This window comes from Methylobacter svalbardensis, assembly GCF_037671525.1.
Lineage (GTDB): Bacteria > Pseudomonadota > Gammaproteobacteria > Methylococcales > Methylomonadaceae > Methylobacter_A > Methylobacter_A svalbardensis.
The window spans coordinates 1-25,591 of sequence record NZ_JAWPOH010000050.1 but is presented as its reverse complement, the minus strand read 5'-3'; the positions used below and the strand labels follow the sequence as shown (position 1 = coordinate 25,591).

General features: G+C 46.1%; 25 protein-coding genes and 1 pseudogene. 10 read left to right on the top strand and 16 right to left on the bottom strand.

Going from position 1 to position 25,591, the window contains the following annotated elements:
• Positions 1 to 120 precede the first annotated feature (120 nt).
• The gene (locus tag RW114_RS15720; protein ID WP_340123715.1) at positions 121 to 2,019 is read right to left on the bottom strand and encodes a glycoside hydrolase family 15 protein; all 1,899 of its coding nucleotides are present in this window, start codon (positions 2,017 to 2,019) and stop codon (positions 121 to 123) included.
• Positions 2,020 to 2,058: 39 nt separating this feature from the next.
• Between RW114_RS15720 and RW114_RS15715 the strand changes: the two genes are divergently transcribed.
• Positions 2,059 to 2,286 (top strand): transglutaminase family protein, encoded by a 228-nt coding sequence (locus RW114_RS15715; RefSeq protein ID WP_340123714.1) that lies wholly within the window; start codon positions 2,059 to 2,061, stop codon positions 2,284 to 2,286.
• 18 nt (positions 2,287 to 2,304) lie between these two features.
• On the opposite strand, the gene RW114_RS15710 is transcribed toward RW114_RS15715, so the two are convergent.
• Positions 2,305 to 2,535: a sulfurtransferase TusA family protein gene (locus RW114_RS15710; protein ID WP_340123712.1), complete on the bottom strand. Its 231-nt coding sequence runs from the start codon at positions 2,533 to 2,535 to the stop codon at positions 2,305 to 2,307.
• 82 nt (positions 2,536 to 2,617) lie between these two features.
• Here RW114_RS15710 and cysG point away from each other — a divergent pair, with 82 nt between their 5' ends.
• On the top strand, positions 2,618 to 4,012 hold the full coding sequence (gene cysG, locus RW114_RS15705; RefSeq protein ID WP_340123710.1) for a siroheme synthase CysG: 1,395 nt from the start codon (positions 2,618 to 2,620) through the stop codon (positions 4,010 to 4,012).
• 218 nt (positions 4,013 to 4,230) lie between these two features.
• Complete coding sequence (locus tag RW114_RS15700) at positions 4,231 to 4,569, top strand: cytochrome c (protein WP_340123709.1); 339 nt, start codon at positions 4,231 to 4,233, stop codon at positions 4,567 to 4,569.
• Positions 4,570 to 4,653: 84 nt separating this feature from the next.
• Here the strand turns inward: RW114_RS15700 and RW114_RS15695 are convergent, their stop codons facing one another.
• The 12 genes and pseudogenes from RW114_RS15695 to mobA all read right to left on the bottom strand — a co-directional run bounded on the left by RW114_RS15695 (position 4,654) and on the right by mobA (position 17,137).
• Positions 4,654 to 5,265: a hypothetical protein gene (locus RW114_RS15695; protein WP_340123708.1), complete on the bottom strand. Its 612-nt coding sequence runs from the start codon at positions 5,263 to 5,265 to the stop codon at positions 4,654 to 4,656.
• A 256-nt stretch (positions 5,266 to 5,521) separates the two neighbouring features.
• Entirely contained in the window at positions 5,522 to 5,761 is a 240-nt protein-coding gene (locus tag RW114_RS15690) for a hypothetical protein (protein WP_340123707.1), read from the bottom strand.
• Between the two features lie 147 nt (positions 5,762 to 5,908).
• Complete coding sequence (locus RW114_RS15685) at positions 5,909 to 8,971, bottom strand: type I restriction endonuclease subunit R (protein WP_340123706.1); 3,063 nt, start codon at positions 8,969 to 8,971, stop codon at positions 5,909 to 5,911.
• A gap of 149 nt (positions 8,972 to 9,120) precedes the next feature.
• Positions 9,121 to 10,281 carry a restriction endonuclease subunit S gene (locus RW114_RS15680; RefSeq protein WP_340123705.1) on the bottom strand — a complete coding sequence of 387 codons (1,161 nt, stop codon included), beginning with the start codon at positions 10,279 to 10,281 and terminating at the stop codon, positions 9,121 to 9,123.
• Between the two features lie 77 nt (positions 10,282 to 10,358).
• A complete protein-coding gene (locus tag RW114_RS15675; protein WP_340123704.1) occupies positions 10,359 to 10,565 on the bottom strand; it encodes a DUF2281 domain-containing protein in 207 nt (68 codons plus the stop codon).
• Between the two features lie 51 nt (positions 10,566 to 10,616).
• Entirely contained in the window at positions 10,617 to 10,829 is a 213-nt protein-coding gene (locus RW114_RS15670) for a toxin-antitoxin system HicB family antitoxin (protein WP_340123703.1), read from the bottom strand.
• A gap of 1 nt (position 10,830) precedes the next feature.
• Positions 10,831 to 11,256 carry a putative toxin-antitoxin system toxin component, PIN family gene (locus RW114_RS15665; protein WP_340123702.1) on the bottom strand — a complete coding sequence of 142 codons (426 nt, stop codon included), beginning with the start codon at positions 11,254 to 11,256 and terminating at the stop codon, positions 10,831 to 10,833.
• A 138-nt stretch (positions 11,257 to 11,394) separates the two neighbouring features.
• Positions 11,395 to 12,873, bottom strand: coding sequence for a type I restriction-modification system subunit M (locus RW114_RS15660; protein ID WP_340123701.1), 1,479 nt, complete (start codon positions 12,871 to 12,873; stop codon positions 11,395 to 11,397).
• Positions 12,870 to 14,372, bottom strand: coding sequence for a type I restriction-modification system subunit M (locus RW114_RS15655; protein WP_340123700.1), 1,503 nt, complete (start codon positions 14,370 to 14,372; stop codon positions 12,870 to 12,872). The genes RW114_RS15660 and RW114_RS15655 overlap by 4 nt, the downstream gene beginning before the upstream one ends.
• Before the next feature lie 292 nt (positions 14,373 to 14,664).
• Positions 14,665 to 14,895: pseudogene (locus tag RW114_RS15650) on the bottom strand (transposase); the annotation flags it as partial.
• 159 nt (positions 14,896 to 15,054) lie between these two features.
• Positions 15,055 to 16,269: an argininosuccinate synthase gene (locus RW114_RS15645; protein ID WP_340123698.1), complete on the bottom strand. Its 1,215-nt coding sequence runs from the start codon at positions 16,267 to 16,269 to the stop codon at positions 15,055 to 15,057.
• 268 nt (positions 16,270 to 16,537) lie between these two features.
• Complete coding sequence (gene mobA, locus RW114_RS15640; RefSeq protein WP_340123697.1) at positions 16,538 to 17,137, bottom strand: molybdenum cofactor guanylyltransferase MobA; 600 nt, start codon at positions 17,135 to 17,137, stop codon at positions 16,538 to 16,540.
• A gap of 128 nt (positions 17,138 to 17,265) precedes the next feature.
• Between mobA and RW114_RS15635 the strand changes: the two genes are divergently transcribed.
• From RW114_RS15635 to RW114_RS15605, 7 genes are all read left to right on the top strand, one after another.
• Entirely contained in the window at positions 17,266 to 17,664 is a 399-nt protein-coding gene (locus RW114_RS15635; RefSeq protein WP_340123696.1) for a hypothetical protein, read from the top strand.
• 312 nt (positions 17,665 to 17,976) lie between these two features.
• Positions 17,977 to 18,453, top strand: coding sequence for a formate dehydrogenase subunit gamma (locus tag RW114_RS15630; protein ID WP_340123695.1), 477 nt, complete (start codon positions 17,977 to 17,979; stop codon positions 18,451 to 18,453).
• Positions 18,450 to 20,003 (top strand): formate dehydrogenase beta subunit, encoded by a 1,554-nt coding sequence (locus tag RW114_RS15625; RefSeq protein ID WP_340123694.1) that lies wholly within the window; start codon positions 18,450 to 18,452, stop codon positions 20,001 to 20,003. Before RW114_RS15630 ends, RW114_RS15625 begins: the two co-directional genes overlap by 4 nt.
• A gap of 22 nt (positions 20,004 to 20,025) precedes the next feature.
• Complete coding sequence (gene fdhF / locus RW114_RS15620) at positions 20,026 to 22,875, top strand: formate dehydrogenase subunit alpha (RefSeq protein ID WP_340123693.1); 2,850 nt, start codon at positions 20,026 to 20,028, stop codon at positions 22,873 to 22,875.
• 44 nt (positions 22,876 to 22,919) lie between these two features.
• Positions 22,920 to 23,762, top strand: a complete 843-nt coding sequence (gene fdhD / locus RW114_RS15615; RefSeq protein WP_340123692.1) for a formate dehydrogenase accessory sulfurtransferase FdhD — start codon at positions 22,920 to 22,922, stop codon at positions 23,760 to 23,762.
• 14 nt (positions 23,763 to 23,776) lie between these two features.
• The gene (locus tag RW114_RS15610) at positions 23,777 to 23,992 is read left to right on the top strand and encodes a formate dehydrogenase subunit delta (protein ID WP_340123691.1); all 216 of its coding nucleotides are present in this window, start codon (positions 23,777 to 23,779) and stop codon (positions 23,990 to 23,992) included.
• Positions 23,993 to 24,177: 185 nt separating this feature from the next.
• Entirely contained in the window at positions 24,178 to 24,408 is a 231-nt protein-coding gene (locus RW114_RS15605; protein ID WP_340123690.1) for a sll1863 family stress response protein, read from the top strand.
• Positions 24,409 to 24,558: 150 nt separating this feature from the next.
• On the opposite strand, the gene RW114_RS15600 is transcribed toward RW114_RS15605, so the two are convergent.
• Positions 24,559 to 25,047, bottom strand: a complete 489-nt coding sequence (locus RW114_RS15600; protein ID WP_340123689.1) for a C40 family peptidase — start codon at positions 25,045 to 25,047, stop codon at positions 24,559 to 24,561.
• Positions 25,048 to 25,135: 88 nt separating this feature from the next.
• On the bottom strand, positions 25,136 to 25,285 hold the full coding sequence (locus RW114_RS15595; protein WP_340123688.1) for a hypothetical protein: 150 nt from the start codon (positions 25,283 to 25,285) through the stop codon (positions 25,136 to 25,138).
• Between the last annotated feature and the right edge of the window lie 306 nt (positions 25,286 to 25,591).

The following is a 25,591-nucleotide window of genomic DNA, read 5'->3' as shown; positions in this document are numbered from 1 at the left end:
TGTTGGCAGGATTATGGATATTCCTTTCTATGCAGGAGGTGTTGGATTGTTACTCCCATGAGGAGCTTGCCGCTTTGCAAGAAACAGCTCAGGATTTCCTAATGTGACTTGTGTAGATAGCTATGCCCAGGAGGCTTTGGAAAATTGAAAGTCGTGCAGATAGCTGATTTTTTCATGACTTGAAGTTTCTGCGAAATCGGAGAGGCTTCCGAGTTGCACCGGAATGCCCAGCGTAGAACCCTGTTGCAGCTCCTTGATAAAGTCAATCAGGACTTCACGGTTATGGCTGCCCAACATATTCTGTTTTATTGTCATAACCACCAAAGGATTGCCCGGTCTGTCCCAATGCTTATAGATATAGGCCAGTTCCAGACGCAAGCGCTGAATCAGCAAGCGGTTGTCCATCGCAAGATAGAAGCCTTTTTGATTAAGGCATTGCGGCAGGAAAAGCAGGCACTCGCCTGCCAGTATATACATCTTGGATGTTGCGAGCGTCCGCAGTTGCCTCAACGGCCTGCCTGTCAAGCCAATACGGTCATTTCTACCTACATGCGTGTAGGCATCGGCGAGTTCATTGGCTTCTCTGATCTGAATGGGGGCTATCGCGGCGAGTGTTTGCGTGCGAATGCCGTATTTCATTAAGCTGTTTTGTACGACTTCATCCTGAGCAAGTAACTGAATTTGCAGATTGCAATCCTGAGCTTGTTTGGCGACTTTGTGTCGGCCTAAGGGGTCGATGTCCTCACAACAAAGCAAACCATCCTGAATAAGACTGCCCAGCATAAAAAGACTTTGCGCCCAAACCAGAGGCACATTTTCATTCGGGGCGCGTTCCTGGCTGTGTGGGTTGGCTTTTTCCGCTTCGATTAAGTCTTTGGGGACACCATAAAGTTCCGGCAATAATTGCCGTCCATCTTGTTCAACCAGCAGACTTTCCAGTTTAGTACGATAACGCATGGCGGCTTCGTTATCGCCTGTGAACAAGTTGTTAAGCAGTAAATAGGTAAAAAACAACGGCCATTCGCATTCGATATCCATGAATTGTTTTAATTCATGCGGATCGTAATATTGGCGGTGTCCATCTTCTATTGCGGTTTGGTGGCCATCCAGCAAGAAGCGTTTGCAGCCGTATCGGCCTTCCAGTTTTTCGCAAATAATCGCTTCTGTTTTTGCCCGGATGATCTGATTATCAACTGCGAAAGCCGGGAATCCGGTGATGCTGAGAACGGCGGAATCCGCCTCTTTAGAGATAGATTCTCTGGGTAAAAGCGATTCCAGGGTAATCCGCGTTCGGGCGATGTCGTCGCTGATCACATGAACGACAGACGCTTGCCCGCCCTCCTTGCCGAATAGATTAAAACCGGACAGCGCTTCCAGCGCCGCTTTTGCCATGCCGATTGAGCTGGCATTCAACTCGGCAATACCATGATTGGTTTTGTGGCCGCGCTCCCAGATGCCGTAGTCAGGCGTACGGTAAGTCCGGCTGATATAGTGCACCAGGTTTTGCACAAAATTGACTTCGTCAATCGTAAACACAATGCGCAAGCCGGACGCCGTCATTTGCGCCAGCATCAACAGAAATAAAGACGTCGCATCCAATTGCAAATGTCCCCATTCATGATCGCCGACCACGATGGTGCCGGTTTTCGTATCATATTTGGCATGCAAGGCATCCAGCGGATTCTGTGACTGCTTGAATTTCTCGACTTTGGCCGCCTGGCGCATCATCGCCGTCAGCAGTCCGCGCATCAGTTTGACGACGCTTTGCTCCAGCAAATAAGCGCGTCCGCTGTTTTTTTCAACGTAGCTGTCTTCAACGCGCCGGTAAGCAAGCGCCAGTCCCCATGCCGCGAGAATACTGTAAACATTATCCCTTACCCAGGCATCGGTATAATTGCCATGCACATTGACAGCGGTACTGGCCGGCAATAAGCCGGTCACCCAATCCTGCCGGATCAGGATAATATCCCGTACCTGCTGAAAATAAGTTTCTAGTTGGTCGTGTTGAGTCGGTTTCATGTTCAATTAATGCGCCATTTTAGAAATAGACTCTTAGATTTGTATCAGCTTGAACCGATGGACCTGCATGCCTGGTTTGAGGCTTATATCGGCGGTCGATGGTATACTTTCGATCCCACCCAGAACGGTTTACGCGGCGGCAGGGTGATTATTGCTTTTGGACGCGATGCTGCCGATGTTTCGATATTTCATCAATTCGGCCTGGCTTGTATTTTGAACAGCATGGATGTTCAGGTCAACTTGCTGAACAAGTCCCTGGAATTTTAGCGTAGATACGTAGCGACGTTATTTCTTTTTGAAATAAAAAACCTGCTTATTGGATTCTTTTATCAATTGAATGATTTGATGTCCGGTCTGATCGGAATAAACGCCAAAATCCAAATGTGCGGCAGGATCGGTTGCGATCACTTTGACGACATCGCCGCTGGACATGCCCATTAAGGCTTTTTTCAGGCGCAATAAGGGTAATGGGCAATTTAAGCCGCTGGCATCAACTTCCAGATTAAATTCGATCATGGCTGTATTTTAAGTTTTCTTAACTAAGTTTGGTACGCTTATAATACCATCCTCTTTTAAATCCAAGAATCATCATAACTAAATGGATTATTTCCCTGTATTTTTAAAGCTTAAAGACCAGGCTTGTCTGGTTATCGGTGCTGGCGAAATCGCCGCCCGAAAAATTGAACTGTTGGCAAGAGCCGGTGCAAAAATCACGGTAATCGCCCGCGAGATTAGTCCCACGGTTTTGAGCCTGCAGGCGACACATCATTTAACGCTGCTGCAAAAATCCTTCGCCCCTGCTGATCTTGGCAAATTCAGGCTAGTGGTATCGGCGACTGATAATCCAGAAATCAATCGATTGGTTGCCAAAACGGCTGATGAACAAAACATCCCTGTTAATGTGGTGGATAATCCCGAGCTATGCAGTTTTATTTTTCCGGCTATTATCGACCGTTCACCGATTATTGCCGCGGTATCCTCCGGCGGTGCCGCACCGGTATTAGCCCGATTGCTCAGGGCTAAAATAGAAAGTGTGATTCCCCCAAGCTACGGTCGCCTTGCCGATCTGGCTAATAAATTCAGAGATGAGGTCAAGCAGCACATTAAACAGCCTGCACAACGCCGGATTTTCTGGGAAAACATATTGCAGGGTTCTGTCGCGGAATTGGTTTTTTCAGGCAAGGAACAGGAAGCTGAACGACAATTGGAGCAAACCCTGCTCAATCAAGAACAAGACACTAACCTGGGCGAAGTCTATCTGGTTGGCGCAGGCCCCGGCGCACCGGATTTGTTAACTTTTCGGGCACTGCGGTTGATGCAACAGGCCGATGTGGTTATTTACGACCGGCTGGTTTCGCCGGAGATTCTCGATTTGGCACGTCGGGATGCAGAAAAAATTTATGTCGGCAAACAGCGGCAAAATCATACGCTACCGCAAGAATCCATCAATACCCTGCTGGCTGATTTGGCTAAAGCAGGAAAGCGGGTGGTGCGCTTAAAAGGCGGCGATCCGTTCATATTCGGCCGCGGCGGCGAAGAAATTGAAACCCTGATGCAGCAAGGCATTAATTTTCAGGTAGTTCCCGGTATTACCGCCGCTTCAGGCTGCGCAACCTACGCCGGCATCCCGTTGACCCATCGGGATCATGCTCAATCCTGTACCTTCGTCACCGGACACTTAAAGGATAATTCCGTCAATTTAAACTGGACGCAACTTGCAGCACCTAATCAAACCATCGTCGTCTATATGGGACTGGCCGGTCTGGAAAAAATCTGCCAGTCTTTGATTGCGCACGGCAGCCCCAAAGACTTACCTATTGCCCTTGTTCAACAAGGCACCACATCCAACCAGCGGGTAATTACCGGCACCTTGGAAACACTGCCGGGCAAGGTTGCCGACCAGGACATCAAGCCGCCCACGCTGATTATTATCGGTACGGTAGTAACCCTGCATCACAAACTGAGCTGGTTTCAGACCCGCCGACTTGATTAACTATTGTTTGTCATACCTTAACTTAAAGGCCGATTAAACGATTCAGTTATCATTCATAGCCGTTGTCGATAATATAACTCAGGGAAAATAAATAAATAAAACAATTGAATTTTCCCGCCAAATTCCCTATGCTTTCACGGTTTAACTTTTAATCGAACTGTTATTTTCTTCAACAATAAACAGCAGTTCTTTTTTTACTACCAAGAGGAGAGGTCAACATGAAAAAAACATTAGGTACACTAGCTGGTATCGCTTTAATCACGTTAAGTGGACAAGTATTTGCCGACGAAGCTAACGATGTTGGTAAGAAAATTTATGAACGCGCTTTCGGTCGCGGTTGCGGCACTTGCCATGATATCGCTTCAAATCCACAGTTAACTGCTTTAATTAAAGCAGGCACCCTGGACAGAGCGAAATTCGAAACTGTTCTGAAAGAAGGCAAAGGCGGTATGCCGAAAGCTATCGCTGAAATCATGAAAAATCCGGCCGTTGTTAAAGCTGGATACGGCGAAGATCAAGCTGTTGATGCTTTGTACAAATATCTGGGCGGCAGTTAAACCCGGATCGGTAAACACAAAAAAGCCGCCCCAATACATAACTGGGGCGGCTTTTTTTGTGTCCAAAAAACCGATAACCGAAAATTAATCCTTACCCAAATAACTTGTTTTGGTTTCTTTATAGGACAATCGGTTGCGATTCTTAATCCAGATGCCCGCAACGGCTGCCAGCATCAACCCGCAAGAAGCGATAGTCAAATAGATCAGACGTTTTAATTGGGACATTTCCTGCATTAGCTGCTCATTGGAAACGACCGCCTTTCCCTTCTTGGTGGACTCAGAGTAGGAACGGAGAACTTTAAGGTCATTCTTCAAATCTTCTATGGTCCCTATAGAACTGGAAACGGAACCCACCCGGAGACTCTCTTCCAACGCGTTTAATTTGCTTTCAATTGAACCACTGACCAATCCGACCAGCTGGCCTTTCAGAGCATTAACTTCAGCCGACAACACGGGATTTACCTCGGCCGCATAGGTTTCGGTAGCCGTAGCGTTTTTATAGCGAGTTAAGAAGCTATCGCTCGGGAACAATAAAAAGCCCGCTATCAAAACAACAACCATCAAGGAACAGACTATAGTCAGCAACAGCCGGTTAACTTTCATTAATGTATGATGCGAAGGTATACTTTGCAGAACCGTAGAGGCATTGCCATGCAAAGTCTCCACGCCTGAATTTATCTTATCTATATCGCTCATTAATTACTTCCTCTCGAACCAGGAACCTATGACAACCAACCTGACCGAACAATTATTTTTTTTATAACAAACCCTGTCGGCAGTAGTGCTACCTGACCCGCGATTATACAAGTTTACTGCTCAAATCCTGCATTTTATTTAACTAGCGCCTGAACGATAATTTATAATCTAATATAAAACAATAACTTGCTGAAAAATGAGTATCTGAAGATGTACTGATTCTCTTATAGAATGAAAAATACTTATTTTCAGCAAGCTATTGATAATTAGCTGCTTTATTTTGTTCAATAAAGTAGCTTCCCACGATTATCTGAACAGATACGGTTTTATCGTCTTCCTCAGCAATGCTATCTTTTGCATTTTGTAGCAATTCCCAGGCCCAACGTCCTTGATTATTTTCAACAGTTTTATCAAGGTCATGTAACCATTTGATTATCTTATCGGCAATCGAACGATTTCCGTCCTCTTTTCTGCCTTCTTCAATTGATTCAATCATAATAATTTCAGTCGAAATCCTGGGTAAAGCATAGAATTAAAAAGCCTTCTTTGACCGATAAACAGCACATGAGTCCTCATCTAGGCACCCTATAGTTAAGCAGCCAATTCATCATCAATACCATTTCCATGTTTAAGAAACCGTAACTCAATAATGCTCTTTAATATATCCATAAGCCTTATCAAACAGCTCTTTGTCCTTACCAAGCCCGAACTGCGCTAAGGTCAACAGCAATGCTTTCTGAATCTCACGAGGACCGCTGTTTGAATTTTGCCAGCCGTCGAAACGGGTCACTTTTACAATCTTATCGATCTGCTCCACAATATCTTGTATAACTTTTGGTGTGCTATCAGGACGGGTTTCCAGGAAGAGCTTGGTTAGAGCCTGAATGTTATCGTTTTCTGTTACGACTTTTTCATCCAGTTTACGCTCCAGATGTACGGCGTCTTTCGCGGCATCCAACAAACCTTTTAACCAGTCTATCGCTTTAATGACACCGGCTTCATAGTCCAGCCGCAGTTTTTCAAGACGTTCACCCAACGCAACAAATTTGGGGTCATCATGTCCGCGCAAACGTCCCATCAGGTTTATTTCCAACCGTCGCGCCCGTTTCTCCTGCTCTTTTTCGGTCAGAGTGAAAACAGAATGTTCATCCATCATCAGCTCATTAATATCATCACGGATACCTTTAATATCGGTATTCTCGTGGATCATCTTAATGGTTTCAGGACCCAGTGCAGCCCATACCAAGGCACCTGTTTGACCTACCGGACGTACTGATTCATAAATTTGGGCCAACCATTTGAAATCGGCACGATAAGGCGAAAGAAATCGATCCGGGCTAATAGCCGTCCACAATTTATTAAGCACGCCAAATGTTGCTGCGAACTGGTCACGTTTTTCATTGGTGGGCAGACATTCCTGTGCGGCCATGATGCCTTCAAACCCTGCAACGGTAAGATCTACACCTGGAAAGAAAGCCAAGCATGCTTGTAATTGCAGTGGCAATAATCCTTTAAAAGTCTCAATGCCTTCCACCACGCCATCAATTTCATCGGCGTCATACGCCAACGCAGTACGCAGGTTCTCAAATACGCCGAGGTAATCAATAATCAAACCCATATTTTTGAGCGTATCATCGGTTTCATATAACCGATTGGTTCGGCACATGGCCTGCAGCAAGGTGTGATCACGTATTGGCTTATCGAGGTACATGCAGTAACAGATGGGCGCATCAAATCCGGTCAGCAGTTTGGCGGTGACAATAATCAGTTGCAGTGGGTACTGGGGATCTTTATAGGATTCAATCAGGTCTTTTTGTTGTTGCTCGTCACCATCAAGAACCTGCCAACGCTCGAAATCAGCTTCCTGAACCGGCAGTGCTAGTTCTTCTTTCCATTTTATCCAGTCTTTATTCTGCTTACCTTTTTTATCACCTTCAGTGATCTTAATAGGCGCCTGGTCAACATTCATGACGACTTCTACGGCATCAAAGCCTAGCTGATTGCCCAGCAGATAATACATCTGTACACAAGCCTCACGGTCATAGACCACAACCATGGCTTTCATCTTTTTCGGTTTGACGTGACTGGTAAAATGGTCGGCAATATCGGTGCTGATGACCGCCATACGTTTAGGCGCTTTTAGCATAATGGATAACTTACCGGCACGCTTGGACAACGCCGCTCTTTCTTCCTCATCCAGATCGTTTTCTTTAGCGAGCCGTTCAAACTCTTCGTTAATCGCCTCACGGTCGACGCGCAGTTCTGCCAAGCGTGGTTCAAACTTCACCGGATTAGTCGCACCATCACGGATCGATTGCTTGTAGTTATAACGATTCATATAACGGCCTTCATCCTCATCGGCACCGAAGAGTTTGAAAGTGTTGCGTTCCAAGCCGGAAATCGGCGTGCCGGTTAAACCGTAAAAATGGGCATTGGGCAGCGCCCAGCGCATTTTGTCACCCAGCGAACCTTCTTGGGTACGATGCGCTTCATCGACCAGAACAATTATGTTGTCGCGGGAATTAAGGCCGTCTTTATTGTTTTCATCTATCTCCACTTCTTTAAACTTGAAGACAGTGGTAATTAAAATGCCACGGCTGTCCTGTTCTATCAGTTCACCGAGCTTTTTGCAGGACTTTACTTTGATGAGGTTTTTTATATCGGCTCCACCAAAGGTTTCATTGATCTGTGTATCCAGGTCTCGCCGATCCACCACAATCAATACGGTGGGATTTTTAAGCGAGTTATCGGCACGCAGCATACGTGCTGCATATAACATCAACAGCGACTTACCAGAGCCTTGAAAATGCCAGATCAGCCCTTTACGCGGATAACCTGCCTGGACGCGTTCCACAATCTGTTTGGCGGTTTCGAACTGGGGATAGCGAGGTAAAATCTTGCTGCGCTTGGGTGGACTATTTTTGCCTGCTTTCACTGTCGAAAACAAAGCAAAAGAATGCAGCAACTGCAACAAGGTTTGCGGATTTAACAAGCCTTCCGTACTGTCCAAAACAGAGGCTAAAGTCTGCGGAATCTCATCACGTTGGGTGGTTTTATGCCACGGCCCCCAGTCTTTGGTACGGGCATTGATGGCACCATAAGCAAAGGTTTTACCCTCGCTGGCAAAACACAATAGATTCGGCACAAAGAACGGTTCGACATTTTTCCAATAGTGTTTTTTACCGCCGATAAAATCTGCCGCACCATCTTGCCAGCTGACCGATGGCCGGGTAGCGGATTTCACCTCGCCCACTACTAATGGAATGCCGTTAACGTACAACACAATGTCAAAATAGACTTCGGTAGCCGCGAGGTAATGCACCTGTTGCGAGACCACAAAATGGTTGTTTTCGATGTTATTGAAGTCAATCAGATTGATGGTGGTATGTTCGCCAACCTGACCGAAGGGCAAGGTTTTTTCTGCCGACAGCCATTCGTTAAAGTTCTCGTTGGCTTTAACCAGGCCTGTATGCTTTGCCTCTAAAATCAAGCCGCGCAGCTTATAAATGACTTCATCCGCATAATCAGGATTGGCTGCAATAGCGGGGTTTAACGAACACAGTGCATCTTTTAACCAGTCATCGACAAAAATGTCGCTGGCCTGTTTGGGTAAGGCTTCACCGTGACAGTAAGTCCACTTTACACCGCTTAATTGTTTTAAGCGGTCAATGATTCCATTTTCGGTTACGGTTTGTTCGTTGAACATGCTAAATCCTTAACCTTAAAAAGTTCGCAGTCATTTTATTTCACCACAGAGACACCAAGATTTATTATGCATTTCCAATGTGCTCATTGTGGTTTGGTATTGAGCACTATGGGGTGAGCTATAAGCTTTATCTTTGCCCGCATGGATCGTCATCCTTCTTGAAATTCTTGGGTTGCTATTGATCTTAATATTTGACGCGCATCCAACAACTTACTTTCGAATAAATCATTCTCCGACCTAATACTCTGAAACAACAAACCTATAGTTTTTTGTTCTTTAATATCAATCTTCTTTATTGGAAAACGGTTGACATCTGATAATGAGATGAGCTTTTGTGCATTACCTGTAGCAATTGTTTCAACGTAATGCTTAAAGTATTTACTGCTTAACCAAGCCAATAAATATTTAGAATAAACTAAATGTTGATTCAACCTTATTAATGCAATATTTCTTTCAAACCCTACCCTACGATCCGATTCAATAAGTGCAACTTCTCCGTAACTCCCAACGACTGTATAAAGCAAATCACCTGACTGTATCTTTTTTCCTTTAGATATTTTCTCGTATACTTTCTCTGAAATAAAACTGCCAGATTCATAGTCTAATTTTCCATTTACAATTGATGAAACAAATGCAAAAGGTATCGCACCATCAGAAAGTTTTGGTACTGTTTGGTGTACTCCATCAGTAATATTTTTGGAGACATCTTTTAAAACGCATAATTTATTTTTATCTTTTATTCTCTCGAATTTTAAAAACTTTAGTTCTAATGAATCCTTAACTCTTTTTAAGTCATGAATTACTTTTTCGTTCATATTTATAACAGTTAAAATCTTATCAAAAATTTCAACAAGTCTCTGCTGTCTGCTCAATATTGGAAGTGTAATCTGACACTCTTGTAACGAAGAAAATTTTGTTCTTGGAGATAAACCACCCGCTGAGGTCTTAATAGCCCAATCCCAAAACCTTTCTGACTGCACAATTAAAGGCAGTAATTCCGGTAACATCAAATCACCTTTTGGCTCCATTACAATAATGTCACCAGAACAAATTCCATCAAATTCAGCAATCGCGGCTTTCTTTAAATAAGAGCGTCGTTTGCCAAAGAGGATATGACCTTTCTTGAATACGCGTGTGAAGCTGGGCTTATCTTCGGCAATCCTGCCCCAGCGTTTGATTTTCAACGAACCGGAATCTAAATGTTCAAGACCGATATATTTATCGTAACCCTCTGCAAGTGGGTTTTTGCTGGTGATTTTTACCTCGCGGCAAATATCACCAAATTTTACAGTCTGTTTTTGATTAGTCATGTCAGGGGTTTAGATAAATGGATTAACCACAGTTAATCTGCTCTGATAATCCGGCTAACGTTTATCTGCGATAGACTCTAACGGTCATAACAGTCTTCGCGATTAAATTTTTCGGCTTTAAAGCGACCACGGTATTTGGCTAATTTAGCCAGCGCCAGTGCTTTGCGATTTTGCTCGTTTTCAATTTGCTTGGCCTTTAACTTTTCTACGAAACTCAAGACTTCACAAGCACTTTGCTCGGGTAATGTTTTCACGGTTTCATAAATGCGGTCTGCGGTGTTCATGGGGTTAACCTCTCTAAATAGTTAGCCGTCATTGGGTTGCGCTAACCCGGCCTACAAGCTATCCAGCTTATCCAAAATCGCCAAGCCTTGTTCACGAGAACCTTTAGCGGCCATGGCATGGAAACGTGTTTCCGCATCAAATTCCGCTAAGGCAATGGTAGAAAGCTCATCCATTAATTTATTGATGCTGATTTTTCGATATTTTGCCAAGGCTTTTAAACGATTATGTCGGTCATCGGGCAGACGAATAGTTAATGTTCCCATGTTAATGTCCTCTCAATAGCTGATCTGGTTTTAGAACAGTGAGTTGCGGAAAATATAATTCTGTGTGGTTAAAATCTTTAATGTTATTGGTTACCAGATATTCTGCGTTGCCAGCAACCGCTAATTCAATCAGATGATTATCTTGTTCATCTTTTAAATTGGGTCGCCATAAATAATAAACCGGTATCCATCGGCAAATACTGAAAAATGAGCACAGTAACGCATTCACTTCTTCCTCGCTCAATGGCGTTTTTTCAAGAATAGAGCTTCTTTTACTGACCTCTTCATATTCGCAGAACAACGCATTCCCCATTAAAGGCTGATACCTGCCTTCAAAACACTGTCTTAACAGTGCTCGGCTTGGGCCTTTAGCACCAATAATGGCACTGATAAATACGCTGGTATCAATAACAATGATTTTATTCATGCTGAAAATGATAGCATATACGATGTCTAATTCATTGTATAAGTTTATATTTCATTTTTAATTCACCACAAAGACACAGCGACGCGAAGTAATGATATAAAAAACGCTGTGTACTCTGTGCTTCTGTGGTGAAAATTATCATTGATAACCCAATTCCGCCAGGCTTTTAAACAAATCGGTAGTCTGCTTTTTCAATTTCACCCGACTCACTTTCCAGGCTTCAATCGCATGTTCAATGTCATGAACTTCGTGTCCGCTATCATTTTGCACATAAAGCGGAATAGACAGGTTGTTCTGGTTAGCGCGAATATCCTCAATATCTACCAGCGCGGTAATGCTGGTCTGTTTCTCAGGATGGAAATAAGCTTCAGTCAGAACCCTTAAGTTTTCATCGGACAAGCGGCTGTGCGCTCGTTCTCGGGTTACCTGTTCTACACCATTAATAAACAGGATTTTGTTTTTCCGCTCTGCCGATTTATTACAGCGCAGAACAACCACGCACGATTCCATCGGCGAGTTGTAAAACAGGTTAGGCCCTAAGCCAATCACCGCTTCAATCAAATCGGCTTCAATGACTTGCCTGCGGATAGTTGCTTCAGAATCTCTAAACAATACGCCATGCGGCCAGAGCATTGCCGCTCTACCTGTTTTTGGATTCAGGCTTTTGATGATATGAGTATAAAAAGCATAATCGGCGCAGCCTTGCGGCGGAATACCATAGATATTACGCCCATAAGGATCGGCAGAGAACTTGTCGCGGTTCCATTTTTTAATGGAGTACGGTGGATTAGCAAAGATGACATCAAACTGCTTGAGCTGGTCGTTTTCAATAAACTTGGGTTCGCTCAGGGTATCGCCGCGCAGTACTTCAAATTCTTCAATGTCGTGCAGAAACATATTCATGCGGCCAATGGCCGAAGTGAGCAGATTAACTTCTTGCCCGTACAACTTAACACTACGCCACTCTTTACCCTGGTTGCGCAACTCCATCACGCCATTTAACAACATGCCGCCGGTTCCGCAAGTAGGGTCATAGGCGGTTTCACCGGTTTGCAGGCCCATAATGCGTGTCATTAAATGCACGACAGTACGGTTGGTGTAGAACTCAGCCGCAGTATGGCCGGAATCGTCAGCAAACTTTTTGATGAGGAATTCGTAAGCCTCGCCTAAATCATCCTGATTGACCGTTTGAATGCCCAACGGAATTTTGCTGAAATGCTGAATCAGATCGGCTAAGAGATGATCCGGCAGACGTTCTTTATTAGTCCACTGGGCATCACCAAAGACATCATGCAAACGGTCGTTATTCGATTCAATCAAGCGCAGTGCATTTTGAATCGCTTCACCAATATTTTTGGTGGTGTCTCTTACCACTTGCCAACGGGCTTCTTGAGGGATTTCAAAACGGTGAAACATAGGCATGGCGGCGTAGTCTGCATCGCCTTCATGAATGACCATTGCTTCGTTGTATTCTTCCAGGTAAACATCGGAGAGACGCTTATAAAACAACAGGGGAAAGATGTACTGCTTATAGTCGGAGGCGTCGATTTGACCACGCAGAAATTCGGCTGCGCCCCAGAGTAGGTCTTCTAGTTTTTTCTTGTTGAGTACACTCATAGCTCAAAGCCCTCTTTAACTAACAGCTCTTCAAGCTCTTGTTCGGCTTGCTCCAGGGCGGCGAGTTTTTGTTTAAAGTCCAATAAGGCTTCTTCCACGGTGATGGTTTCTTCTGCTAACGGCTTTTGTACGTAACGGGCAATGTTTAGGTTAAAGTCGTTTTCTTCAATTTCCTTTAAACTTACCCAACGAGCAACACCTTCTATTTCTTCGGCCTTATCAGGGCCTTGCTGTTCTTGGCTGTGATAGATGTGATAAATCTGATCTGCTTGCGCTACGGATAAGGTGTTTTGAGCTCGACCTTTGGTAAAGATTTCTTCTGCATTAATTATCAATACATGATTTTGGTGGTCTGCTGGCCGCTGTTTTCTGAGTACCAGAATACAAGCCGGAATACCTGTGCCATAAAACAGGTTGGATGCAAGGCCAATAATCGCTTCAATGCGATTTTCTTTCAGGAGATTAGTGCGGATTTTCCCTTCGGCGGCACCGCGAAATAACACGCCATGAGGCAATACCACCGCCATGCGGCCGTTATCGTTTAATGAGGCAAACATATGCTGCACCCAAGAAAAATCGCCATTGGTTTTCGGCGCTAAACCGTATTGCTTACGTCCATAAGGATCGTTTTGCCAAAGATCGTAACCCCATTCATTAAGGCTGAATGGGGGATTGGCGATAACGTTGTCAAACGTTTCCAGTTTGTCGTTTTTAATAAACTTCGGTTGCCGTAAGGTATCGCCACGTAAGATGTCGAAATCTTCCATGCCATGCAGAAACAAGTTCATTCGGGCAATGGCTTCAGTGGTAAGGTTCTTCTCTTGACCTCTGATTTTTAGCAAGCGTGGATCACCTCCATTTTCTTTCACATGATGAACGGTTTCCAATAACATGCCGCCGGTACCGCAAGCCGGATCATAAACACTTTCACCGGCTTTCGGATCAAGGATATTGACCATTAAACGGACGATGGTGCGGGGAGTATAGAATTCACCGGCTTTTTTATTGGCCTTATCGGCGAAGCGTTTGATGAGGTATTCATATGCTCGCCCCATATCGTCATCACGAACGTTGGAGACGCCGAGGTTAATCTTGTTGAAGTGATTTAGCAGGGTACCGAGCAGCTCATCAGATAGACGCTCTTTATTCGTCCAGCCAGCATCACCAAAGATGCCATGCAAATGTCCGTTAGCCAACTCTATGCCACGAAACGCTTCGTTTAATGCCTGTCCAATGTTTTTGGTTTGGTTGAACACCTGTTGCCAATGGCATTCTGCTGGAATTTTAATGCGATGAAACATATCGCCTTTAGCGAGTTCTGCGTCACCGACTTGCGCTAGTGCTTCGGTAAATTCTTCATCGTAGACATCGCAAATGCGTTTGAAGAATAAAATGGGGAAAATGTAGGTTTTATAGTCAGAAGCATCAATGGGCCCCGTGATAATATGGGCTGCATGCCAGAGGTGGGCTTCTAAATCCTTTAAAGTGATGAGAGTCATTTGGTATTCAGTTTCTCTACTCGTCCTTCTATAATTAAATAGCTGCCTCATAATGCCTTAATAATTAAAGCATCTATCTGCCATTTGAATTATTACTGGTTTAGGTGTGCCGGTGTTTTAGACTTGTTTCTTAACAATCTTTTGAATTGTAACATGATTCTTATTGTTGGCATTTATCTGTAACTGTCAGCGCAATAGGCCCCTAAAAAACTACGGCCTGCTTTGGATGATGTCATAGTTTTGTAACCTCATTGTTTGATAGTAAGCGATCCCTCTGGTTGAGGACTTGAGGCCGAATCTCATCAGGATAGTCGAAGAAGGCGATCAGGTTTAGCCAATGCCTACGCCAAGATGCACTGATGCTGGGATACTGTTTATCCCATTGCCGGGCAAAGGCTTCCAGTTCCTGCTCGGCTTCGGTAACGGTAATCGATTGGTAAATGACCTTGAGCCCTGCGGCTACCGCTTTACGATCCATCCAGCTAACGAACGCCAATGAATGTCGCATCATGTGTACGATAATTATTTCTGTCTTGCAACTACTCAGCAGCAAAAATAAAACACCACAAATTCACAGATTAAACTTATGAAATAGCTGTATCGTTCCCACGCTCCAGCGTGGGAACGATACAAAATCGGCATTGCCGACATCCAAATAGATGTCTCTATGCTGCCTACAGCATCAACCTAATCGCTTGGCAGCGGCTATTCTCATTCTTAGTGCATTCAATTTAATAAAGCCCTCGGCATCTTTTTGATTATACGCGCCGCCATCATCTTCAAACGTCGCAATACTTTCATCAAACAGGCTGTCAGTGTCGGAAGCGCGCCCGACTACAATAACATTGCCCTTATAAAGCTTGAGCCTGACTTTGCCATTAACGTTCGCCTGAGACGCATTGATCATGGTTTGCATCATTTCCCGCTCAGGACTCCACCAGTAACCGTTATAGATTAAAGAAGCATAGCGCGGCATCAACTCATCCTTTAAATGCGCCACTTCCCTGTCTAATGTTAATGATTCAATCGCACGATGCGCTTTGAGCATTATCGTACCGGCCGGAGTTTCATAACAGCCGCGCGATTTCATGCCGACATAGCGATTTTCCACGATGTCCAAGCGACCGATACCGTTAGCACCGGCAATTTTGTTTAATTGCTCCAGAACTGTCGCAGGTGTGCAAGGCACGTCGTCAATAGCGACAATATCGCCCTGACGGTAAGTCAGCTCAATGTAAGTCGGTTGATCAGGCGCGGCTTCGGGCGAAACCGTCCAGCGCCACATGTCCTCTTCAGGCTCGGCCCAGGGATCTTCCAGAACCCGACCTTCATAAGAAATATGCAGCAAGTTGGCATCCATTGAATACGGCGAGGTTTTGCCTTTTTTCATTTCCACCGGGATATTATGTTTTTCGGCATAAGCCAGCAACGTTTGACGCGAGGTTAAATCCCACTCCCGCCAGGGTGCGATAATCTGTATATCGGGACGCAATGCGTAAGCGCCCAGCTCAAACCGCACTTGATCGTTACCCTTGCCGGTTGCGCCGTGTGAAATAGCATTCGCACCGGTTTCATTGGCGATTTCAATCAGCCGCTTGGCGATTAAAGGACGCGCAATCGAGGTGCCCAGCAAATATTCGCCTTCGTAAACCGTATTGGCACGAAACATCGGAAAAACATAATCGCGCGCAAAATCTTCGCGCAAATCTTCGATGTAAATATCCTTAATGCCCATAGCTTGGGCTTTGGCTCGCGCCGGCTCCACTTCTTCGCCCTGACCCAAATCGGCGGTAAAGGTAACAACCTCACAGGCATACACATCCTGTAACCACTTAAGAATAACGGAAGTATCCAGACCTCCGGAATAAGCCAAGACAACTTTATTGATTTCTGACATAACGCCTATACCCTGAGTTAAAAATGCTGCAAATTATACCGGAAAATAGATGTTTTCGACAGCAACGTATCGCGCTGAAAGTAATGTCCGCGAACAGATACCGAGACTTATGATGACCGCCAAGTTAAGCAAATGGTCTGCTCATCAACGAAACTTACCCTAATTTAAGGCAGATCTTTACTCAAAAAATTCAGACCTGTATTGATTTTTGAGGACAATTGTTCAAATTTCTTTATCATCTGCTTCCGTGGAATAACTATGCCCGATGCTAACTGGGATGATTAGTGTCCTCCAGCGCCGATAACTCGGCCATGGTATTAATGTTACTGAATATTTCCGGCTCGCGGCTAAAATCGACCTTCACAAGGTTCTGCTGCGCCAGCCAAGCCGCCACTTTACGTTGGTCGCCAGCCAAATAATCTTGCAGGCTGGTTTGTAATGCAGTCTTTATTGCCAAAAAAACCGGATGCAGCTTTACCCCATCAAAAGCAACCGCAACATCGGCATTATTTTCGGCGCGGGCTGATAACAACTTTTGCAGATGTTCCGTTTTAATTAACGGCGAATCGCAAGGCAAGACCACCAGAACATCCGCATCAGCATGAATCATGGCCGTTAATACGCCAGCCAAAGGGCCGTCAAAACTATCGGTTTGGTCGCTAATAACCGGCCATCCAAATTGCCGGTATTGATCGATATTCCGATTGGCATTGATGAACACGCAATCGACAACGGGAGCCATCGCGGCTATCGCGTAACTGACCATAGGGCGACCTTTAAACTTCACCAGACCTTTATCCTGATTATTCATACGCCGGGCACGGCCACCGGCAAGAATCACGCCTGCTACTTTTGTTTGACTGTTCATAATGGTAAGCTTTGAATATCGTAGATAAGGGTCAAAATCGCTCAATCGACAGGCTATTCTCGCAAGCCTGTTATTGCAAGCTACGCAACCTTTTTCACTTTCTGACTTATGGGAATAAAAAATCATCCATGAAAATTAAACACACACCCTCCATATTAAGCCTTGCATTAGTCACCGTTATTTCAGGTTGCGCCACCTCGCCGGAAAAACCGGCAGAATCCGCTGAACCTGCGCCGTTTGTCAGCGACTACCCTACCCGCGACCGCGTTGACTATGTCTTAAATTGCGTTGCACAACACGGCGGCCTGACCTATATCAGCCAGTACGCCTGCGGTTGTAAAATCGACAAAATCGCTGAAAAACTGAGTTTTGCCGAATACGAAGCCGCGAAAACCTTCTCTTATTTAAGTAAAGGTCAGACCGGCGATGCCGCTGCGGCTATGCGTGATCCGACTCAATCCAAAGACTTAAGAAAACGGCTTAAAGACGCGGAGCAATATGCTGAAAAAAATTGTTTTGTGAAATAAAAAAATAATTATTGAGGGTGGCTCCGGCCGCTCTCACTGATTTTTAGCAAAAAGATACCATTGAATATAGGCCAATAAATGAATAGTCTATTACCCAAAAGCAGACAACTCATTTTAAAGCGCCCTATTTAAAAAATATTCATTATAAATAAACACATAACCGATAGCTTTAATCACTTACATTTTTTGTCCATTTTATAGCATTTTTACAGCCAAAATATCTTGTGCTATGCTAGCAGACACTTTTAAATACGCAATAGTCAGGAATAACTGTTGTTTTAATCCGGATGGATTCACCCTATTGAGATGATCATGACAGAATCAGGCACCACGCAACCCACCGTGCAAGAAATAATCGCCGCACTTAAAGACAAGCCCGGCGCACTTTTACCTATTCTGCATGGCATACAAGATACTCTGGGTTATATCCCGGCCGACTGCGTACCGGATATCGCAGCAGGGCTAAGCCTTTCTCGCGCCGAAGTACACGGCGTGATCAGCTTTTACCACTATTTCAGGGACACGCCGCCGGGCAAACAAACCATTCATCTTTGCCGTGCGGAATCGTGCCAAGCCATGGGCGCAAGACAGCTCGAAGAGCATGTTAAAGCCAAGTTGGGCATTGATTTTCATGAGACTACCGCAGACGGCAAGTTCTCTTTAGAGCCTGTGTACTGTTTAGGCAACTGCGCCTGTTCACCGGCCATGCAAATCGACAAAGAGATCTTCGGCCGAGTAACAGCGGACAGTTTTGATGCGACCATCGCCAATACGGAGGCATCAGCATGAGTATCACAATTTATGTACCATGCGATTCCAGCGCTGTTTCACTGGGCGCTGAGCGCGTGGCAATCGCCATTGCCAAAGAAGCGGCAACGCGCGGTCTCGATATTACACTGGTTCGTAACGGTTCAAGAGGCATGTTCTGGCTGGAACCTCTGGTTGAAGTCGCCACCGCTAAAGGACGCGTAGCTTACGGCCCCGTTCAACCCGGCGACGTGTCCGGCTTGTTTGATGCCGACTTCACCCAAGGCGGCGCACATGCGTTATCTTTAGGCCTGACTGAAGAACTGGATTACTTCAAAAAACAGCAACGTTTGACCTTTGCCCGTATCGGCATAACAGATCCTCTCAGCTTGACCGATTATGTTGAAAATGACGGCTATCGCGGCTTAAAAAATGCGCTAGCCATGACCCAGGAGGCAATTGTCCAGGCGGTGACCGATTCGGGTTTACGCGGTCGCGGCGGCGCGGCCTTCCCGACCGGCATCAAATGGAAGACCGTACTCAACACCCCATCGCTGCAAAAATACATTATCTGCAATGCCGATGAAGGCGATTCCGGCACGTTTTCCGACCGCATGGTCATGGAAGGCGACCCGTTCGTGTTAATCGAAGGCATGACCATTGCAGGTTTAGCGGTCGACGCCACTCAAGGCTATATCTATCTGCGCGTAGAATATCCTCACGCTTTCGAGATACTCAATGCGGCAATTGCCACCGCTTACCAGGAAGGTTACCTGGGTGACAATATTCAAGGCAGCGGCCTTACCTTCAATCTGGAAGTCAGGCTGGGCGCAGGCGCTTATGTCTGCGGCGAAGAAACCTCATTAATGGAAAGCTTGGAAGGGAAACGCGGCCTGGTACGCTTTAAACCGCCCTTGCCGGCCATCAGCGGTTTATTCGGCCAACCCACTGTGGTCAACAACGTTATTTCGCTGGCTTCAGTGCCGATTATTCTGGATAAAGGCGGCGATTATTACCGCGATTTCGGCATGGGACGCTCGCGCGGCACCTTGCCGGTGCAACTGGCCGGCAACATCAAGCGCCCCGGTTTAGTCGAACTGGGCTTTGGCTTAACCTTGCGCGAATTACTTTATGATTTTGGCGGCGGCTCAGCTTCCGGCAGACCGATTCGGGCAGTTCAGGTAGGCGGCCCGCTCGGCGCTTATCTGCCCGAGTCGCAATTTGACACCCCCCTGGATTACGAAGCCTTTGCCGCCATCTGGGCGGTAGTGGGACATGGCGGCATTGTCGTTTTTGATGACACGGTCAATATGGCCGAAATGGCGCGCTATAGCATGGAATTTTGTAAAATTGAATCCTGCGGCAAATGTACACCTTGCCGTATTGGCTCCACCCGTGGCGTAGAAGTCATGGACGACATTATTAACGGTCGCAACCTCGATAAAAACATCCCCTTGTTACGTGATCTTTGCGACACCTTACTGAACGGCTCCCTCTGTGCATTAGGCGGTATGACACCCTACCCTGTACTGAGCGCTTTAAATCATTTCCCCGAAGATTTCGGGATAAATGCAAAAGCTACTGCCGCCTGATAATGATTTAGAGGATATTACAATGTCGATCAATAAAGAAAAAGATTTTGGCACACCGGCCGCTACCTGCGAAAAGATGGTCACGCTGGAAATTGATGGTTTTAAGGTAACAGCACCGGCAGGGACCTCGGTCATGCGAGCGGCGGCAAGCATTGGTATTGAGATACCCAAATTATGCGCAACCGACAGCCTAGAACCCTTCGGTTCCTGTCGGCTTTGCGTAGTGCAAATAGAAGGCGGCAGAGGTATGCCAGCTTCATGCACTACGCCGGTCGCGGAAGGTTTAAAAATCACTACCCAGAATAAAAAACTGGCCGATGTGCGTCGCGGCATCATGGAACTGTATATTTCCGATCACCCGCTGGACTGCTTGACCTGTTCGGCCAATGGCGACTGCGAACTGCAAGACATGGCTGGCGCAGTAGGTTTGCGAGAAGTACGTTACAACCCGATTGAAACCCATCTAAACGCGGTTAAAGACGAAAGCAACCCCTATTTCAGCTTCGACCCCAGCAAATGTATCGTTTGTTCGCGCTGCGTCAGAGCCTGTGAAGAAACCCAAGGCACGTTTGCCTTGACCATTGACGGTCGCGGCTTTGACTCCAAAGTATCGCCCAGCCAGAATCAGCCGTTCATGGATTCGGAATGCGTATCCTGCGGCGCTTGCATACAAGCCTGTCCAACCGCAACCTTGATGGAAAAATCGGTCATCGATAATGGTCTGCCGGAGCATGCAATCGTGACAACCTGCGCTTATTGCGGCGTCGGCTGTTCATTCCGGGCGGAAATGAAAGGCGAACAAGTCATCCGCATGGTGCCCAACAAAGACGGCAAGGCCAATCACGGTCATTCCTGCGTAAAGGGACGTTTTGCGTTCGGTTATGCCACGCACAAAGACCGCATCACCAAGCCGATGATCCGCGCCAGCATTAAAGATGCGTGGCAGGAAGTCAGCTGGGAAGAGGCTATCAGCCATGCCGCGTCGGAATTAAAACGCATCCAGGCAAAATACGGCAAGGATTCCATCGGCGGCATCACTTCTTCTCGCTGCACCAACGAAGAAGTCTACATCATGCAAAAACTGATACGCGCCGGTTTCGGCAATAATAATGTCGATACCTGTGCGCGGGTTTGCCATTCGCCTACCGGTTACGGATTGAAACAAACCTTTGGCGAATCATCCGGCACCCAGGATTTCGACTCGGTTATGAAAGCCGATGTGATTTTGATTATCGGTGCCAATCCAACCGACGGCCATCCGGTATTCGGCTCGCAAATGAAAAAACGCCTGCGTCAGGGCGCCAAACTGATCGTGGTTGATCCGCGTGAAATCGACCTGATCAAAGCCCCGCATGTTAAAGCCAGCCATCATCTAAAGCTGCGTCCCAGCACCAATGTCGCCTTGATCAATGCCCTCGGGCATGTCGTTGTTACCGAAAACCTGCTTGACGAAGCCTTTGTTAATGCCCGTTGCGATGTAGCCTCTTTTGCCAAATGGAAAACTTTTGTTGCGCAGGAGCATAATTCACCGGAAGCTTCCGAGTCCATTACCGGCGTTCCAGCGGCTGAACTTAGAGCCGCTGCACGGCTTTACGCCACGGCCGACAATGCAGCTATTTATTACGGTTTAGGGGTAACAGAACACAGTCAAGGCTCCACGATGGTCATCGGCATTGCCAATCTGGCTATGGCGACCGGCAATTTAGGTCACGAAGGCGCCGGCGTTAACCCTTTACGGGGACAAAATAACGTGCAGGGTTCTTGTGACATGGGTTCATTTCCCCATGAGTTTCCAGGTTACCGCCATGTATCCGATCCTGCAACGCACCAACTGTTTGAAAACGCATGGCAGGCTGAACTCAGCTCCGAACCGGGCTTGCGTATTCCGAATATGTTTGATGCGGCACTAGACAAAAGTTTTATGGGACTGTACTGCGAGGGTGAGGATATTGCTCAATCCGACCCGGACATTAAACATGTTCATGCTGCGTTACGGGCAATGGAATGCGTGATAGTTCAGGATATATTCCTCAACGAAACCGCTAAATTTGCTCACGTTTTCTTCCCTGGCTCATCCTTCCTCGAAAAAAACGGTACGTTTACCAATGCCGAGCGCCGTATCTCGCCGGTGCGCAAAGTGATGTCGCCATTGGCGGGTTATCAGGATTGGGAAGTCACTCAAATGCTGGCCAATGCGATGGGTTACCCAATGAATTACAGCCATCCGTCAGAAATCATGGATGAAATAGCACAGCTTACGCCTAGTTTTGCCGGCGTCAGTTATGAAAAGATTGACCGCCTCGGCAGCATACAATGGCCTTGTAATGATGAAGCGCCGGAAGGCACACCGATTATGCATACCGAGCATTTCCTGCGCGATAACGGCAAGGGCTTGTTCATGCTGACCGAATTTGTTCAAACGGCAGAACGCGTAACCGGCAAATATCCGTTAATTCTGACCACCGGACGTATTTTGTCGCAATACAATGTCGGCGCGCAAACACGCCGCACCGAAAATGTCGCCTGGCATTCGGAAGATCGCCTGGAAATTCATCCGCATGATGCCGAAGATCGTGGCGTCAACACCGGCGACTGGGTAGGTATTAAAAGTCGTGCCGGCGAGACCGTATTGCGCGCCTTGGTCAGCGATCGCGTACAGCCTGGCGTTGTCTACACCACTTTCCATTTTCCTGAATCCGGCGCCAACGTGATCACGACCGACAACTCCGATTGGGCGACCAACTGCCCGGAATACAAAGTGACGGCCGTGCAAATCACCAAAGTCAGCCAACCTTCGGAATGGCAACAGCAATACCAGGAGTTTTCAGAAAAACAACTCGATCTTCTGGAGCAGGGAATGAGCCATGACTAACGGCGACGCCAGTACTCAATTGCATGGATGTACGAGGTAGAGCAATGCAAGGAGCGATTGCCGAGCCGCTATCATTAGAATTAGGCTGGCCCAGTTATCAACAAATCACCGTTGATCGCTGGCGAGGCGGGCATCATGAACAGTTGCAAGATACTATTGCCGAAGAAGTGCCTATTTCTCTAATTTACAACGGAGTCCCGCATGTCGTGATGCTGGCAACCCCGACCAATCTTGAAGAGTTTGCGCTGGGTTTTAGTATTACCGAAGGCATTATTAAAAGCCCGCAGGAGTTATTATCGACGCGGGTTTATAACCGCTCGAACGGCATCGAAGTCCAGATAAAGATTCCGGAGCAACGTTTTCAAGGTCTGTCCGACAAAGGCCGTAATTTAACCGGTCGCACCGGTTGCGGTCTATGCGGCGCGAGTACCTTAAAACAAGCTATCCGCCAACCCTGCCCGGTTAACGGGAATCTGACCCTGCCTGCTGCGGAACTGCGTTCCGCCTTAACAAGCATAAAACAGCACCAGAAACTAAACCAGCTAACCGGAGCAGTTCATGCGGCTGCCTGGGCCGTTCCCGGACAGGGGATTTTAGATATAAGGGAAGATGTAGGACGGCATAACGCGCTGGATAAATTGATCGGTTTTTTATTGCGCACCGGCAAAGATTTATCTGCCGGCTTTATCATCGTTACCAGTCGCGCCAGTTATGAAATGGTACAAAAAACCGCGTGGGTCGGCATTACGCTGCTTGCGGCCATCTCCGCACCGACCGGCTTAGCCATACGTCTGGCTGATGAGGCAGGCCTCACCTTAATCGGTTTTGCCCGTGATGATCAACATGTAGTTTATACTCATCCGCAACGCTTAACCCATAACCATTAACTGTGTAATTAACGATGAAAATAGAACCACTTATCAAAATGGCCAACGATATAGGTAATTTCTTTAACGCGGAAAGCAATAAAGAAATCGCCGCTGAAGGTATAAGAAAACATATATTAAGATCATGGGATCCCAGAATGCGGCGTGAGATTATTGCTTATTGTCAGCAAGATGGGGCTGCATTAAGTGACCTGGTTAGAACAGCGGTGTCCAGACTTGAACAGGCTTAATGTTATCTGTGTTTTTGCTGGAAATGTAAAATAAAGGGGTTGTTAGTGGGGCAATTGCGCTATGTTTTTAGTTAATCGAAAATCCTGTTTTGATACACAATGTGAGGGCAGCTAAAATCGTCCCCACATCAATCAACCTAATTGTTTTGGATTAAATATTACTAAACGACCCGAAGGATTAATTCATGAAAACGACAGATGATTACAGACAAAAGCTGCTGACTGAACTTATTGAACAGAGTGCCATGATTGATACGTTGGTAGTGAAATGCAGGGTAGCAGCGACAGATGTCAGGCTGTGCCATAATCAAGAACTCGAAGAGTTGCGGGCCAAACTGCAAGAAACCACTAAAAAATTACAAGAACTTGAGGAACCCAGTAGCAATGCTTGGGAGAACATCGGAGACGGTGGCTAAAACTTTGTGGAGTTTTATGTAGCTCGATATTTTGATTTTAAACGTTGTGGACGATTTACAAAACCTGAAGAATGGGGTCGATTCTGAATGGCATTTACTTAAGCTTTTTCGGATGCCCCTGTTTTTTCTCATTACAGCCTGGCAATACTGTTATGGACGGCGTGCGCAACTAAACCGATTACCCCAATACCGATTTTTAAGGCTGGACACCAGCACTTTGCCGGTACGCTGGCTAGGTGCATGAATAAAATCATCATTACTGACATAAATGCCGACATGGGAAAACGGCTTGCCGTTGGTATTAAAGAAAAGCAGATCGCCTGAATGAAGATCATTTCTCGGAACTTGGATCAGCGCCGCCGATTGAGCTATCTTTTGAGTCGTACGTGGCAATGCTATACCCTGACGCCCATACACATGCTGCACAAATCCGCTGCAATCGAAACCTTCCTCAGGCGAATTTTTACCGTAGTGATAAGGCGTACCCTGCAAGCTCAGCGCATAACTGACCATAGGTGAATAATCCGCAGTAGACTTTATTTCCGGAACGCTAGCGCAACCGGAAAAAAAAACTATCACGCTGGGTAAAACACACCGGATAGAAAAATAGCGCTTGTCTTTAGCGATGGATGCGTTCAATTTATTAGCCCCTTTAATAATTCCCTGTAAGGATAGGCTATTAGATGCTAAATGGCTATATACATCCTTCTTCCCCCCTGAACACAGCCTACTTCTGCCTGGCGATCACCAGCAGACAACAGCGGATAGACGTTAAATGCATGGCAGCAATATACGCCGCATAGTGGCTGCTTTGTTCCTTCAGGAAGCCCAGAAGTTGTTTGGCTTCTTGGAAATAAACCTCTAGCACCCAGCGCATCAAATAGAACTCAAGGATTTCGTTTCAGGACGGCTATATCATATTGACAAATCAATAATATATAGGTATTTAATGCGAATTCGGTAGCTTACATCTAATTTTGGCAATATTTTTCAGGGCATTACGTTTCAATCATTGTTTACTCAAGCTCTAACATGAAAAGCGCTGGCCGCTCCCCTTATAGTGGACCCCATTGTCCAGACAAATAATGCCTTAATTTAAGATAGAGCCCTGTTCACACTCCAGCTGAATGGCGCTGTCCCAATTTTTTTATACGGGAACTGATATTTCTGCCGCTCCGTATTT

Coding starts and splice junctions, on each gene's coding strand:
- RW114_RS15720 (WP_340123715.1), bottom strand. CDS start 2,019: ATGAAACCGACTCAACACGACCAACTAGAAACTTATTTTCAGCAGGTA.
- RW114_RS15710 (WP_340123712.1), bottom strand. CDS start 2,535: ATGATCGAATTTAATCTGGAAGTTGATGCCAGCGGCTTAAATTGCCCA.
- cysG (WP_340123710.1), top strand. CDS start 2,618: ATGGATTATTTCCCTGTATTTTTAAAGCTTAAAGACCAGGCTTGTCTG.
- RW114_RS15700 (WP_340123709.1), top strand. CDS start 4,231: ATGAAAAAAACATTAGGTACACTAGCTGGTATCGCTTTAATCACGTTA.
- RW114_RS15695 (WP_340123708.1), bottom strand. CDS start 5,265: ATGAGCGATATAGATAAGATAAATTCAGGCGTGGAGACTTTGCATGGC.
- RW114_RS15690 (WP_340123707.1), bottom strand. CDS start 5,761: ATGATTGAATCAATTGAAGAAGGCAGAAAAGAGGACGGAAATCGTTCG.
- RW114_RS15685 (WP_340123706.1), bottom strand. CDS start 8,971: ATGTTCAACGAACAAACCGTAACCGAAAATGGAATCATTGACCGCTTA.
- RW114_RS15680 (WP_340123705.1), bottom strand. CDS start 10,281: ATGACTAATCAAAAACAGACTGTAAAATTTGGTGATATTTGCCGCGAG.
- RW114_RS15675 (WP_340123704.1), bottom strand. CDS start 10,565: ATGAACACCGCAGACCGCATTTATGAAACCGTGAAAACATTACCCGAG.
- RW114_RS15670 (WP_340123703.1), bottom strand. CDS start 10,829: ATGGGAACATTAACTATTCGTCTGCCCGATGACCGACATAATCGTTTA.
- RW114_RS15665 (WP_340123702.1), bottom strand. CDS start 11,256: ATGAATAAAATCATTGTTATTGATACCAGCGTATTTATCAGTGCCATT.
- RW114_RS15660 (WP_340123701.1), bottom strand. CDS start 12,873: ATGAGTGTACTCAACAAGAAAAAACTAGAAGACCTACTCTGGGGCGCA.
- RW114_RS15655 (WP_340123700.1), bottom strand. CDS start 14,372: ATGACTCTCATCACTTTAAAGGATTTAGAAGCCCACCTCTGGCATGCA.
- RW114_RS15645 (WP_340123698.1), bottom strand. CDS start 16,269: ATGTCAGAAATCAATAAAGTTGTCTTGGCTTATTCCGGAGGTCTGGAT.
- mobA (WP_340123697.1), bottom strand. CDS start 17,137: ATGAACAGTCAAACAAAAGTAGCAGGCGTGATTCTTGCCGGTGGCCGT.
- RW114_RS15635 (WP_340123696.1), top strand. CDS start 17,266: ATGAAAATTAAACACACACCCTCCATATTAAGCCTTGCATTAGTCACC.
- RW114_RS15630 (WP_340123695.1), top strand. CDS start 17,977: ATGACAGAATCAGGCACCACGCAACCCACCGTGCAAGAAATAATCGCC.
- RW114_RS15625 (WP_340123694.1), top strand. CDS start 18,450: ATGAGTATCACAATTTATGTACCATGCGATTCCAGCGCTGTTTCACTG.
- fdhF (WP_340123693.1), top strand. CDS start 20,026: ATGTCGATCAATAAAGAAAAAGATTTTGGCACACCGGCCGCTACCTGC.
- fdhD (WP_340123692.1), top strand. CDS start 22,920: ATGCAAGGAGCGATTGCCGAGCCGCTATCATTAGAATTAGGCTGGCCC.
- RW114_RS15610 (WP_340123691.1), top strand. CDS start 23,777: ATGAAAATAGAACCACTTATCAAAATGGCCAACGATATAGGTAATTTC.
- RW114_RS15605 (WP_340123690.1), top strand. CDS start 24,178: ATGAAAACGACAGATGATTACAGACAAAAGCTGCTGACTGAACTTATT.
- RW114_RS15595 (WP_340123688.1), bottom strand. CDS start 25,285: ATGCGCTGGGTGCTAGAGGTTTATTTCCAAGAAGCCAAACAACTTCTG.